The sequence below is a fragment of the Streptomyces angustmyceticus genome (assembly GCF_040701845.1).
GTDB classification, from domain to species: domain Bacteria; phylum Actinomycetota; class Actinomycetes; order Streptomycetales; family Streptomycetaceae; genus Streptomyces; species Streptomyces angustmyceticus_A.
The window spans coordinates 64,341-76,983 of record NZ_JBFBHQ010000002.1 but is presented as its reverse complement, the minus strand read 5'-3'; the positions used below and the strand labels follow the sequence as shown (position 1 = coordinate 76,983).

12 protein-coding genes are annotated in these 12,643 nt (G+C 74.9%); 9 read left to right on the top strand and 3 right to left on the bottom strand.

Annotated elements, in window-relative coordinates; genetic code table 11:
* The first annotated feature begins 94 nt into the window (after positions 1-94).
* A complete protein-coding gene (locus AB0411_RS04310; protein WP_366415703.1) occupies positions 95-751 on the top strand; it encodes a DUF305 domain-containing protein in 657 nt (218 codons plus the stop codon).
* A gap of 70 nt (positions 752-821) precedes the next feature.
* Here the strand turns inward: AB0411_RS04310 and AB0411_RS38060 are convergent, their stop codons facing one another.
* Positions 822-1,943: a DUF6214 family protein gene (locus AB0411_RS38060; protein WP_437041281.1), complete on the bottom strand. Its 1,122-nt coding sequence runs from the start codon at positions 1,941-1,943 to the stop codon at positions 822-824.
* Between the two features lie 136 nt (positions 1,944-2,079).
* Here AB0411_RS38060 and AB0411_RS04295 point away from each other — a divergent pair, with 136 nt between their 5' ends.
* The gene (locus AB0411_RS04295; protein ID WP_366415702.1) at positions 2,080-3,474 is read left to right on the top strand and encodes an FAD-dependent oxidoreductase; all 1,395 of its coding nucleotides are present in this window, start codon (positions 2,080-2,082) and stop codon (positions 3,472-3,474) included.
* 91 nt (positions 3,475-3,565) lie between these two features.
* On the opposite strand, the gene AB0411_RS04290 is transcribed toward AB0411_RS04295, so the two are convergent.
* Positions 3,566-3,937: an ArsR/SmtB family transcription factor gene (locus AB0411_RS04290; protein WP_366415701.1), complete on the bottom strand. Its 372-nt coding sequence runs from the start codon at positions 3,935-3,937 to the stop codon at positions 3,566-3,568.
* Between the two features lie 159 nt (positions 3,938-4,096).
* Here AB0411_RS04290 and AB0411_RS04285 point away from each other — a divergent pair, with 159 nt between their 5' ends.
* The 7 genes from AB0411_RS04285 (at position 4,097) to AB0411_RS04255 (ending at position 11,328) form a co-directional block, all read left to right on the top strand.
* Positions 4,097-5,200, top strand: coding sequence for an NADH:flavin oxidoreductase/NADH oxidase (locus tag AB0411_RS04285; RefSeq protein WP_366415700.1), 1,104 nt, complete (start codon positions 4,097-4,099; stop codon positions 5,198-5,200).
* 295 nt (positions 5,201-5,495) lie between these two features.
* Positions 5,496-6,581 (top strand): WD40/YVTN/BNR-like repeat-containing protein, encoded by a 1,086-nt coding sequence (locus AB0411_RS04280; protein ID WP_366415699.1) that lies wholly within the window; start codon positions 5,496-5,498, stop codon positions 6,579-6,581.
* A 160-nt stretch (positions 6,582-6,741) separates the two neighbouring features.
* Positions 6,742-7,419 (top strand): uracil-DNA glycosylase, encoded by a 678-nt coding sequence (locus tag AB0411_RS04275; RefSeq protein WP_366415698.1) that lies wholly within the window; start codon positions 6,742-6,744, stop codon positions 7,417-7,419.
* A 23-nt stretch (positions 7,420-7,442) separates the two neighbouring features.
* Complete coding sequence (locus AB0411_RS04270; protein ID WP_366415697.1) at positions 7,443-8,564, top strand: phospholipid scramblase-related protein; 1,122 nt, start codon at positions 7,443-7,445, stop codon at positions 8,562-8,564.
* Positions 8,557-9,594 (top strand): N-acetylglucosamine kinase, encoded by a 1,038-nt coding sequence (locus AB0411_RS04265; RefSeq protein ID WP_366415696.1) that lies wholly within the window; start codon positions 8,557-8,559, stop codon positions 9,592-9,594. Before AB0411_RS04270 ends, AB0411_RS04265 begins: the two co-directional genes overlap by 8 nt.
* Before the next feature lie 93 nt (positions 9,595-9,687).
* A complete protein-coding gene (locus AB0411_RS04260) occupies positions 9,688-10,641 on the top strand; it encodes a sirohydrochlorin chelatase (protein ID WP_403146223.1) in 954 nt (317 codons plus the stop codon).
* Positions 10,642-11,163: 522 nt separating this feature from the next.
* Positions 11,164-11,328, top strand: coding sequence for a hypothetical protein (locus AB0411_RS04255; RefSeq protein ID WP_366415695.1), 165 nt, complete (start codon positions 11,164-11,166; stop codon positions 11,326-11,328).
* On the opposite strand, the gene AB0411_RS04250 is transcribed toward AB0411_RS04255, so the two are convergent.
* Positions 11,325-12,386, bottom strand: coding sequence for a lactonase family protein (locus tag AB0411_RS04250; protein WP_366415694.1), 1,062 nt, complete (start codon positions 12,384-12,386; stop codon positions 11,325-11,327). The genes AB0411_RS04255 and AB0411_RS04250 overlap by 4 nt on opposite strands.
* Positions 12,387-12,643 lie beyond the last annotated feature (257 nt).

Below are 12,643 nucleotides of genomic sequence, written 5' to 3'. Positions count from 1 at the left end.
CGAGCGGGGCAGGTAAGGACCGGGCAAGCCCCGCCGGAGGGTCCGACGGACAGGAGTGCGCGCGGTGAAACGCCCCAGGAGACGCACCAGGAGAGTGAGCATCCTCGTCACGGCCGGCTGGGGGCTGGCCATCTCCCTTGCCCTGAGCGGCTGTTCGTCCGGCGACGAGGCCGGGACGGACCGGGCCGGCGGGGCACGGGGGACCGACGGGCCGGCAGTGGTGGCACCGGGCAGGCCGGGCGAGCGGGCGAAGACCCTCACCGCCGGCGAGGCCAGGAAGGCGCGCGCCGACGACTCCCCCAACTCCGCCGACTTCGGCTACGTCCAGATGATGATCCCGCACCACCGGCAGGCGCTGGTGATGACGGCCCTGGCGAAGCGGTACGCCCACGACGTGCGGGTCCGGCGGCTGGCCGAGCGGATCGCCGCCGGCCAGGGGCCCGAAATCGGCGCCATGGACGGCTGGTTGGCCGGATTCGGCGGGTCGCGGGCGGAGAGCGGACACCATCATCACGGGGAGATGCCCGGGATGGCGACCAGCACCCAGCTCGGCCAACTTCGGGCGGCGCGCGGCGAGAAGTTCGACGCGCTCTTCCTGACGTTGATGATCACGCACCACCGCGGCGCGGTCTCCATGGCCACGGACCTGCTCTCCGCGGGCCGGAACACGCTGGCGGAGGAGATGGCCAACGACGTCATCGCGCAGCAGACCGCCGAGATCGGGCGGATGCGGCGGATGCAGCGGGCGTAGCGGGTGCGGCGGGCCCAGCGGGTGCGGCGGGTGTCGGAAGGTGGGGGGCGGATGCCCCGGCGTTCACACGTCAGCGCTTGTTGTGACGTGGCGTCAGGAGACCTTCGTCGCGGGCCCCGGCGATCAGGCGCAGCGATCTTCGGCGGCTACGTCCGGTGGCGTGCATGACGGCCAGCACCGGATCGCGCCCGTCCCGCTGGGCCTGCCGGTACGCGTCCGCGGCGACCCTGCGGCGCGCACCGGCCCGCGAGCGCGCGAGGACGGCGGAACGGGTGCGCTCGGGAGGCGGAGCGGAAGCGGAGGGTCCGGCGGGCGTCGCGGGCTCGGACGACTCCGGCGCCGCGGAGGGCATCGACGCGTCGGATGACGGCGAGGCATCGGCAGACGCCGAGGCGGCGGCCGGCGTCGACGCCTCCGACGGCACCGATGGGCCGGACGGCACCGGTGACGCGGAGACCGGAACGGTGGCGGGCGACGCAGCGGAGGGGGCGGACGCGGCGGACGGACCGGGCGGGGCAGGAGGGGCTGCGGGCGTCTCGGCGGCCGGTGCACCGGTCGGCGCGACGGTCGACTCGGCGGTCGGTGTGCCGTACGCCTCCGCGGTCGGCTCGGTGATCCGTCCGGCGGCGGGCTCGGCGGACGGCTCGGCGCCGCCCCGGCCGGTGCCGGTGCCCGGGTTCGCGCCGTGGAGTACGCCGTCGCCTCGTACGGTGCCCGTCGCCTCCGCCGGCCCCTCCCCCGGGCCGGACGCCGGCCGTTTTGAGGCGGCCGCCGGGCCGGGCTGCCGTGGTGTGGGCCGGGCCCTGCGCGGGCGCCCGGTGGCCGTACGGAAGGCGTCGTCGAGCGGGCCTTCGATCCAGCCGGCCAGGTCGGTGAGGCCGGCGAGGGTCAGCGGCGGGTCGGCCCGCACGTCCTCCACCGTGATGTGGTCGTCGGCGACCGTCACCAGGACATCGACCCGGGCACCGTCGGCGAAGGTCAGCCGGGCACTGCACCAGGGGCCCAGCGGATCGGGCCGGGGCAGCGAGCCTCCGGGGCCGTGGCCCCCGGAGGGATCGTCCGGCGCGGCGGGGCCGGGGGCGAGAGCGGGCGCGGCCGAGCCGTGCGCCCGCAGTTCCCACGTGGGCCACTCCCCTGGCGCGCCCTGGGCGTCATATCGGTGATTAACGGTATAAAAGTCACTTTCCGACACATTGAAAACCTAGCCCCCCGCTCACCCGGCCCAGTAGCGCGGCACGCTCATCCCACCGGGAGCAACCCCGATAGCGCATCTCCCGTCGTGCGCCTGCCGGTGCGATCCTGGGGGTATCCCGCGGAAGGGGCCACTCGTGCTTCGTGTCGCAGTGATCGGTTCCGGACCCAGCGGCGTCTACACCGCCCAGTCCCTGATCGAGCAGCAGACCGTGCCGGACATCGAGGTGTACGTCCTGGACCGGCTGCCCTGCCCGTTCGGTCTGGTGCGCTACGGCGTCGCGCCGGACCACGAGAAGATCAAATCGCTGCAGAACAACCTGCGGACGGTGCTGGAGCACCCTGGGGTGCGCTTCCTGGGCAATGTCGAGGTGGGGGCACCGGGGCTGGGCGTCGAGGAGCTGCGGGAGATCTTCGACGCGGTGGTGTTCTGCGTGGGCGCCGCCACCGACCGGCGCCTGGGCATCCCCGGCGAGGAGCTGCCCGGCAGTCATCCGGCGACCGATTTCGTGGCCTGGTACAGCGCGCACCCGGACGCGGCCGCGGTCCGTTTCACCCTCGCGGCCCGGTCCGCCGTCGTGATCGGCGTGGGGAACGTGGCGGTGGACGTGGCGCGGATGCTGTCGCGCGGCGCCGCCGAGCTCGCCGCCACCGATATGCCGCAGGGTCCGCTCGGCGCGCTCGCGGACAGCCACGTCGAGGACGTCTGGATGGTCGGCAGACGCGGCCCCTCCCAGGCCAAGTTCACCACCAAGGAACTGCGGGAGCTGGGCTCCCTCCCGGACACGGACGTACGGGTGCGGCCCGAGGAGCTGGGGCTGGATCCGGCGTACCGGGAGCCGGGCGGGCTGCCCGCGGTGGCGCGGCGGAACGTCGAGGTGCTGCGCGGCTGGGCGGAGCGGGCGGCCGCGCGGGAGGCGGTTCCGGCGAGCCCGGACGCGGGGACCCGCGGCCGGAGGCGCCGGATCCATCTGCGGTTCTTCCTGCGGCCGGTCGAGGTGCTCGGGGACGCCGGCGGGGTGCGCGGGGTGCGGTTCGAGCGGACGGTGCCCGACGGGCGCGGCGGGGTGACGGGCACCGGCGAATTCGAGGAGATCGAGGGGCAGTTGGTGCTGCGTTCGGTGGGCTACCGGGGGACGCCGCAGCCCGGTCTGCCGTTCGACGAGCGGACCGGGACGGTGCCGCACCAGGCGGGGCGGGTGCTGCGGGACGGCGTGCCGTTGCCCGGTGTGTATGTGGCGGGCTGGATCAAGCGGGGGCCCACGGGGGTGATCGGCACCAACCGGCCCTGTGCCAAGGAGACCGCACAGTCACTGCTGGCCGACGCCGCCGGCCTCGTGGGGCGCGGCACGGCCGAGGACCCGGTGGCCGCGCTGGCCCGGGCGGGCCGGCGGCCCGTCGCGTGGCCGGGCTGGCTGGCCATCGAGGCCGCCGAGGCGGAGTGGGGCCGCGGGCTGGGGCGCGGCACCGTCAAACTTCCGGACTGGGCGGGGCTGTTGGACGCGGCGCGCGCGGCGGACATCACCGGCTGACGGTACGGCCGGGGGCCGGGGCTCCGGCCCCCGGCCCGGTGCGGCGGCGCCCCTCCCGTCCGAGACGGCCGGCTGTTCCGGTCCGAGGCGGCTACTCCTGCCCGAGGCGGCCGGCCTGCAGCTCCGCCGCCCGCAGGACACCGTCGATCAGGCCGGGGAAGAGCGCCTCCAGGTCGGCCCGGCGCAGCCCGTTCATCTTGGCCGTACCGCGGTAGAGCTGCTGGATGACGCCGTGCTCGCGCAGCACCCTGAAGTGGTGGGTGCAGGTGGACTTGCTGACCGGGAGTTCGATGTCCGCGCAGTTCAGCTCGCCCTCGGCGGCCGCCAGAGCGCAGACGATCCGCAGCCGCACCGGGTCGGCGAGCGCATGGAGCACATCGGCCAACCGGATGTCCGCACGGGCCGGGTGCTCCAGCGACCGGGATCCCGAAGAGGCCCTCGGGGAGGTCGTATCGGTCGGCATGACGGCTCCTGACTCGTTCCGCGGGGCTCGGTCCGGCGTGCCGCCCGCCCGCTCATTGTACGAGAAGCATCGTAGTTTGACATCTGCCGTACTACGACGCCTATCGTATGAGTGCGGGGCCGGCCGGCACCCGTTCGCCTTCAGGTACAGGAGCCCGCCGTGAGCGCACTGTTCGAGCCCGTCACCCTCCGCTCGCTGACCGTCCCGAACCGCCTCTGGATGGCGCCCATGTGCCAGTACTCCGCGGCTCCCGAGGGCCCGGCGGAAGGCGCGCCCGGCGACTGGCACTTCCAGCACCTGGCCGCGCGGGCCACGGGCGGCACCGGCCTCATCCTCACCGAGGCCACCGCGGTGAGCCCCGAAGGACGCATCAGCCCCTACGACCTCGGCCTGTGGAACGACACCCAGACCGAGGCGTTCCGGCGCATCACCGGCTTCCTCAAGGACCAGGGCACCACCCCCGGAATCCAGATCGCCCATGCGGGGCGGAAGGCGTCGACCGAGCGCACCTGGGTGAGCCGTGGTGCGCCGATCCTTCCTGGTCAGGGGTACGGCTGGGAGCCGGTCGGGCCGAGCCCGGTGCCGTTCGGCGAGGGGTTCGCGGCCCCCGCGGAGCTGACCGTGGCGCAGATCGGCAAGATCGTCGAGCAGTTCCGGGCCACGGCGCGGCGGGCGCTGGCGGCGGGCTTCGAGGTGGCCGAGATCCACGGTGCGCACGGCTACCTGATCAACCAGTTCCTCTCACCGTTCACCAACCTGCGCACCGACGCGTACGGCGGCTCCTACGAGAACCGGACGCGGTTCGCCCTGGAGATCGTGAACGCCGTGCGGGAGGTCTGGCCGGACGAACTGCCGGTCTTCTTCCGGATCTCGGCGACCGACTGGCTCACCGAGGACGAGAGCGACGCGCGCGAGGGCTGGACGGCCGACGACACCGTGCGCTTCGCCCACGAGCTGCGTGCGCACGGCATCGACCTGCTGGACACCTCCACGGGCGGCAACGCGCCGGACGCGAAGATCACCACGGGCCCCGGCTACCAGGTGCCGTTCGCCGAGCGGGTCAGGAAGGAGAGCGGTCTCGCGGTCGGCGCCGTCGGCCTGATCACCGAGGCGCGGCAGGCCGAGAAGATCATCGCGGACGGGCAGGCCGACGCCGTACTGCTCGGCCGCGAGCTGCTGCGGTCCCCCAGCTTCGCGCAGCACGCGGCCCGGGAACTGGGCGCGCGGGTCGCCGTGCCGCGGCAGTACCACCGGGCGGTCTGACCGGCGGGCGGCGGCCGGGCGGTCCGGGGCCGACGGGCGGTGACCGGACGGTCCCGGGCCGGCGGGCAGTGACCGGGCGGTCCGGGGCGGGCGGCGGCCGGACGGCCTGAAGCATTCAGGCCGTAGCCGGCGGTCCGGGGCCGTCAACAGGGTGCGCGCCGGACGGGCGCCGGGGCAGTGGCAGGAGCGGTGCCGCACCGTCCGACCTGCGCGGATGCGTTCCGGGACGCCGTTGTCAGTGGTCGGGTGCAGACTTGCCCTTGTCCGAGACAACGGCGTCCGGAGGTGTTCCGGGATGACTGACGTACTACTGGGCGTGGGTACACGCAAGGGCCTCTTCATCGGCCGCCGGCGGCACGGCGACTGGGAAGTGAGCGGTCCGCACTTCGCCGCCCAGGCGGTGTACTCCCTCGCGATCGACACCCGTCGCGCCACGCCCCGGCTGCTGGCCGGCGCCGACAGCGCCCACTGGGGCCCCTCGGTGTTCCACTCCGACGACCTGGGAGAAACCTGGCACGAACCGTCCCGCCCCGCGGTCAAGTACCCGAAGTACACCGGGACTTCGCTGGAACGGGTGTGGCAGCTGCATCCGGCGGGCCCCGCCGCCCCCGATGTGGTCTATGCGGGCACCGAGCCCGGCGGCCTGTTCCGTTCCGAGGACGGCGGCGAGACCTTCGAGCTCGTACGGGCGCTGTGGGACCACCCCACCCGGGAGAAGTGGGTGCCGGGCGGGGGCGGGCTGGCCGTCCACACGGTGATCACCGACCCGCGGGACGCCGACCTGGTCACCGTCGCCGTCTCCGCGGCAGGGGTCTTCCGCACGCTCGACGGCGGTGCCGGCTGGGCCCCGTCCAACACGGGCGTGAAGGCGGTCTTCCTGCCGGACCAGCATCCGGAGTTCGGCCAGTGCGTCCACAAGATCGCGCAGGACCCGGTGCGGCGCGACCGCCTGTATCTGCAGAACCACTGGGGCGTCTACCGCAGCGACGACGCGGGCGCCCGGTGGACGGACATCGGCGCCGGGCTGCCCACCGACTTCGGCTTCGCCGTCGCCGCCCATCCGCACACGGGTGATGTCGCCTACCTCTTCCCGATCACCGCCGACAGCGACCGGGTGCCGGCCGGGCACCGCTGCCGGGTCTACCGCACGGCCGACGCCGGCGGAAGCTGGCAGGCGCTCGGTGACGGGCTGCCCGACGAGGACCACTACGGCACGGTGCTCCGAGACGCGCTCTCCGTCGATGACGCCGATCCCGCCGGGGTGTACTTCGGCAACCGCAACGGCGAGGTGTACGCGAGCGCCGACGACGGCGACAGCTGGCAGCAACTCGCCTCCCACCTGCCGGATGTGCTGTGCGTCCGGGCGGCGGCGGTGGCCTGAGGGGAGCGGAGCGGCGCACCGTCCAACGGGGGCGTGCGAGGGCCTGTCCGCGCGGGGAGTCGTACCGCGTGGAGCGGCGGTGTTGTGCGCGCACCGTCGGGGCGACGGAGCTCGGGCCATCGATTGATCGGGAGCGGGCCCGGGCCAGTAGGGTGATCCCGTGGCTGCACGACCTCTCCAAGACATTGTCGAACCGGGCTGGGCCAAGGCACTTGAGCCCGTTGCCGGACGGATCGCCGCGATGGGCGACTTCCTGCGCGCCGAGATCGCCGCGGGGCGGAGCTATCTGCCGGCCGGCAACAATGTGCTGCGCGCCTTCCAACAGCCCTTCGACGAGGTGCGGGTGCTCATCGTCGGACAGGACCCCTACCCCACACCGGGGCATGCGGTCGGGCTCAGTTTCTCCGTGGCGCCGGAGGTGCGCCCGCTGCCCGGCAGCCTGGAGAACATCTTCCGCGAGCTGCACTCCGACCTCGGACTGCCCCGCCCGTCGAACGGCGATCTGACCCCCTGGACGCAGCAGGGCGTACTGCTGCTGAACAGAGCGCTGACGACCGCGCCCCGCAAGCCCGCCGCGCACCGCGGCAAGGGCTGGGAGGAGGTCACCGAGCAGGCCATCCGCGCGCTGGTGGCGCGCGAGCGCCCGCTGGTGTCGGTGCTGTGGGGGCGCGATGCGCGCAATCTGCGGCCACTGCTGGGCAATCTGCCGGCCGTCGAGTCCGCGCACCCCTCCCCCATGTCCGCGGACCGGGGCTTCTTCGGCTCGCGGCCCTTCAGCCGGGTGAACGACCTCTTGGCGCGGCAGGGCGCACAGCCCGTCGACTGGAGGCTGCCCTGACGTCGGGAGATAGTGTGCCCGGCATGACGAATGCGAACATCCCTGCGGGCTGGTACGCCGATCCGCAGGGCACCCCCCACCAGCTCCGCTGGTGGGACGGGTCCCAGTGGACGGAGCACACCCACCCGGGACAACAGCCCGCGGCGCCGGGCCAGGGCCCGGCGGCTCAGCCGGCCCCTCAGCAGTCCGCACCGCAGCCGGCTCCCCAGCAGCAGGCCGGCCCGCAGGCACCGCAGCACACCCCGCAGCAGCAGAGCCTGCAGAAGTCCGCGCCGCAGCAGCCGATGCCCCAGCAGTCCGCGCCGCACCAGCAGGCACCGGGCCAGGCCCCGTACCCGGGTCAGCAGCAGGGCGCCGCACCGTACGGTCAGCAGGCTTACGGCTACCCCCAGCAGGCGCCCGGCCAGCCGGCACCCGGCCACCAGGCGCCCGGCCAGCCGATGCAGCAGCCGTACGGGCAGCAGCCGATGCCGGGCGCGCATCCGGGCGCCGTGCCGCAGCAGGTGCACCACCAGGCCGGGGTGGCGCCGGGCGGACCGGGCGGGGGCACGCTGTTCACCGAGCCGGTGCTGGTGGTCAACCAGAAGGCCAAGCTCATCGAGGTCACCAACGAGTACGGCGTCTTCGACCAGCACGGCAACACGATCGGCGCGGTCGTCCAGGTCGGCCAGAGCACGGCCAAGAAGGTGCTCCGCGTCGTCTCCAGCCTCGATCAGTACATGACCCACAAGCTGGAGATCCGGGACGCCTACGGCCAGCCGCAGCTGATCCTGACCCGGCCCGCGAAGATCATCAAGTCCAAGGTGATCGTGCAGCGGCCGGACGGTTCACCGGTCGGCGAGATCGTGCAGCAGAACGCCATCGGGAAGATCAACTTCGCGATGATGGTCAACGGCCAGCAGATCGGCGCCATCAAGGCCGAGAACTGGCGCGCCTGGAACTTCGCCATCGTGGACCACGCCGACACCGAGGTCGCCCGGATCACCAAGACCTGGGAGGGCCTCGCCAAGACGATGTTCACGTCGGCGGACAACTACGTCCTGCAGATCCACCACCAGCTGCCGGACCCGCTGTTGAGCCTGGTCGTCGCCACGGCACTGACCGTCGACACCGCCCTCAAGCAGGACGCCCGCGGCCTTGGATGAGCCCGCCGGCCGCGCCGCGGACGCCCGCGCGCCCGGTCGCATCCCCGGGGTTCTCGGGATCGACTCGGGCGGCTCGGGGCTGCGGATCGCCGTCGCCCGCGCCGACGACACCGCGGCCCGTCCGCTCGCCGTACGCGCCTGGGACGAGCCGGTGCGCACCGGGCCCGCCGGGATCGACGCGGAGCACCTGCTGTCCCGACTCCTGCCCGCCGCACGGGAGTTGGCGCGCGAGGCGGGTGTGCACGGGTTCGCCGCGGTGTGCGTGGGCGCGGCCGGCCTGGCCACCCTCGGCGACGATCTGCGGGCCCGGCTGCCGGACGCGCTGGCCGCCGCACTCGGGGTGCGCCACCTCGCCCTGGCCACGGACGCCGTGACCGCGTACGCCGGTGCACTGGGCCAGCGGCCCGGTGCCGTGGTCGCCGCGGGCACCGGCATGGTCGCCCTGGGCACGGAGCTGACCGCGGCCGGCGGCTGGCGCCGGGCGGACGGCTGGGGCCACCTGCTGGGCGACTGCGGCGGCGGCGCATGGATCGGCCGCGCCGGGCTGGAGGCCGCACTGCGGGCGCACGACGGACGGCCGGGTGGCTCGGCCGCCCTCCTGGCGTGCGCGGAAGCGGTGTTCGGGCCGGTCGCCGGGCTGCCCGGCGCGCTCTACCCGCGTCCCGACCGCCCCGCCGTACTGGCCTCGTTCGCCCCGGAGGTCGCCCGCTGCGCCGCCGGGGACGACGCGGTGGCGCTCGGCATCCTGGCCGCCGCCGCGGGCCATATCGCCGATGCCGCCGCCGCGGTCTGCCCGTCGGCGGACGGGACCCCGGTGGCCTGCACCGGCGGGCTGTTCCGCCTGGGCGAACCGCTGCTGGCCCCGCTGCGTACGGCGCTGGCCGAGCGGCTGCCCCACGCCCGTCCGGCGGCCGCCGCCGGGAGCGCGCTCGACGGGGCACTGACCCTCGCCGCCGCACTGGCCGGCGACCGTCTCGCACTGCCCGCCGATGCGAAGTTGTTGCAGATCACACGGCCTGCGCCGGCGTAGTGCGGAGGACGCGCGGGATAAATCGGGACGGATACCTCTCCGCCGAACCCTCCCTCCGCGCAGGGGTGGTCCGAACCGTTAGCATGCGGCGCCATGAGTTCCCCCACTGGGCCCGCACCTGGCTCGCCCGATTTCGACACCGCATCCCCGAGCCCGGGAGCCGCGCCCGGCCTGCCCGTACGCATGCCGCGACGGCAGTCCGGCCGTCACCGCAAGCCGGAACCGCTCGCCGCGCCCGAGGGCGCGCCCGCCCTGGTGGTGGCCGTGCCCGGCACCCCCTCCTCCGCCTCGCGCAGCCTGGCGGAAGAGGTCTCCAGCATCGCCCGCTCCGAGCTCCCGGGCCTCGACGCCCGGATCGGCTATGTCGACGGCGGCGACGACGAGTTCCCGTCCCTGGAGGCCGTGCTGGCGCAGGCCGCCAACGAGCACAAGGCCCGCGAGGACGCCGACGGCCGGCCCGACCCCGGCCCCGCCGCCGTGGTGGTGCCGCTGCTGGCCGGGCCGGACAGCGCCCTGCTGCGCCGGATACGCCAGGCCATGATGAACAGCGGCTCGGGCGCCGAGCTGACCGATGTCCTCGGTCCGCACCCGCTGCTCGCCGAGGCGCTGCACGTCCGGCTCTCCGAGGCCGGTCTGGCGCGCGCGGACCGTGCCCGGCTGTTCACCGTCGCGACGGCGGCGGACGGCATCATCCTCGCCACCGTCGGCGGCGAGGAGGCTGTGCAGGCCGCCGGGATCACCGGCATGCTGCTCTCCGCGCGGCTCGCGGTGCCGGTGCTGGCCGCCGCCCTGGACGAGGAGGGCGCCATCTCCCGTACGGCCGAGCAGCTGCGCGAGTCCGGTTCGCAGCAGCTGGCGCTGGCCCCGTACCTGATCGGTCCGGAGATCACCGACGGCCTTCTGGGGGCGGCCGCGGCGGAGGCGGGCTGCGCGTCGGCGGAGGCGCTGGGCGCCTACAGCACGGTCGGCCGCCTGGTGCTGTCGAACTACGCGGCCGCGGTGGGTCTCACCCTGCCGTCGCAGGCACAGGGAGCGCCGGTCCGCTAGCACTCCTGCCGGACACCCGTTCTTGGAAGGGCCGCCCTCGCGCAGCGCGCGGGGCGGCCCTTCGCCGTATCCGGCCGCCCGGCCGGCCCCGCTACAGGCGGAGGCGATGCGTCCGATTCCGCTCCGAGCGGCGCAGATGCCTCTCAGGAGGCCCGGGAGGCCGCTGACCGCGGTACGGGTGGGCACATGGGCGCGCGTCCGGGAGAGGCCCTCACAGGGGGCCTGCCGTACCCCTGACGCGCCGACCGGCGAGTCCGGGAGCGCCGCGGCGTCTACCGTCCTGCCAGGGCCGGCCGGCGGCCCGTTCGCGCCGTGCGCCGGACGGGCCGCCCACGGAAGGAAGTTCCTGCCGCACGTCGGCCTCGTCCGCGCCGCCTTCGCGGCCTGTCCCGCCCGGGACCGCGCGGCCATGGACCGGCTGCTCGCCGACGATCACGTCTTCACCGGCCCGCAGGACGACCACATCGGCAGGACCGCGTTCTTCGGGAAGTGCTTCCCCACGGCGGACCGGCTGCGCTACAGGTGGTCCTCGACGCCGTGGCCGTCGACGGCACGCGGGTGTACGTCCGCTACGAGAACGAGCTGAAGACCGGCGAACGCCCTCGCAATGTCGAGGTGACGACGGTGCGGGACGGCCGGTTCGCCGAGACGCAGGTGTCCTTCGGCGGACGCTTCCCGCAGGGCTAGGGATGCCGGGCGGCTCGGCCGAAGACCACGCAGGAGGCGGCCGGGGCCGCCACGGATCCGCCCCGGGCCGGGATGCCGGTCGCCGGGTCGACGGTGAACCAGGTGACGTCCCCGGAACGCTCGTTGGCGGCGTAGAGGTGCCGGCCGTCGGGGTGCAGCGCCAGGTCGCGGGGCCAGTGGCCGCCGCAGGGGACGGTGGTGACGAGGGTGGCGGTGCCGCCGTCGAGGGCGAGCACGGAGAGGCTGTCGTGGCCCCGGTTGGCGGCCCAGGCGAACCGGCCGTCGCGGGAGACGACGAGTGCGGAGGGGAAGGTGCCCCCCGCGTCGGCCCCGTCCGGGAGGAGGCGGGTCTCCCCCAGCGGCGTCAGCACGCCGGGGCCGGCGTCCCATCGGCAGACCGTGACCGTCGGGTCGAGTTCGTTGATGACGTAGGCGCGGTCGCCGTGCGGGTGGAAGGCGAGGTGGCGCGGACCGCTGCCGGGCCGCAGCCGGGTCTCGGTGTGCACCGCCGGTACACCGTCGGCGGGGCCGAGGACGCAGCAGCGGACCGAGTCGGTGCCCAGGTCGACGCTGAGCAGCCAGCGGCCGCCGGGGTCGGGCAGCACGGCGTGGGCGTGCGGGCCCTCTTGGCGGTCGGCCCGCGGGCCGCTGCCCCGGTGGGCGAGCACGGCGGCGGGGCCGGTGAGTGTGCCGTCGGGCCGTACGGGGAGCGTGCTGACGCTGCCGGAGCTGTAGTTGGCGGTGACGAGGCGGCCGCCGGCCAGGGTGAGGTGGGTGGGGTCGGCGCCGTCCACGGGGACGGCGGGCGCGCGCAGTTCGGGTCCGTGCGGGGTGAGGGCGAAGGCGGCCGCGGCGCCGTCCGGGGTCTCGCTGACCGCGTAGAGCCACCGGCCGTCGGGGCTCGGGGCCAGGTAGGAGGGGTTGGGGAGGGCGTCGGTGGAGTGCAGCGGGGTGAGGGCGCCGGTCTCCGGGTCGACGGCCGCGGTGGTGAGGCCGGCGCCGCCGGCCGTGGTGAACGATCCGATGTACGCGCGTCGCCCGTGGTCGCTCGTCCCCACTGGTCCGCCCTTCGTCCGCCTGCCCGTCGAGGTCGCCCGGCGACGCTAACAGCCGGGAGCGGGGCGGTGGGGGCGATGACCGGTTCCTGCCCATGGGCGCGGCCCCGGGGCCCGGGTGCCCACGGGCCCGGCCGAGGGCCGGATGCCCATGGGTGCGGCCCCGCGGGCCCGGGTGCCCGTGCGGGCCCGGGTGCCCGTGCGGGCGCGGCAGAGCACTCCGGGCGCCGCGGCGGGCGCATGGCGAGGCGCCCCCGGAT

Excerpts from the sequence above, each read along its gene's own strand:
- AB0411_RS04290 (WP_366415701.1), bottom strand. The coding sequence starts at position 3,937 with ATGCCGACCGATACGACCTCCCCGAGGGCCTCTTCGGGATCCCGGTCG.
- AB0411_RS04280 (WP_366415699.1), top strand. The coding sequence starts at position 5,496 with ATGACTGACGTACTACTGGGCGTGGGTACACGCAAGGGCCTCTTCATC.
- AB0411_RS04270 (WP_366415697.1), top strand. The coding sequence starts at position 7,443 with ATGACGAATGCGAACATCCCTGCGGGCTGGTACGCCGATCCGCAGGGC.
- AB0411_RS04260 (WP_403146223.1), top strand. The coding sequence starts at position 9,688 with ATGAGTTCCCCCACTGGGCCCGCACCTGGCTCGCCCGATTTCGACACC.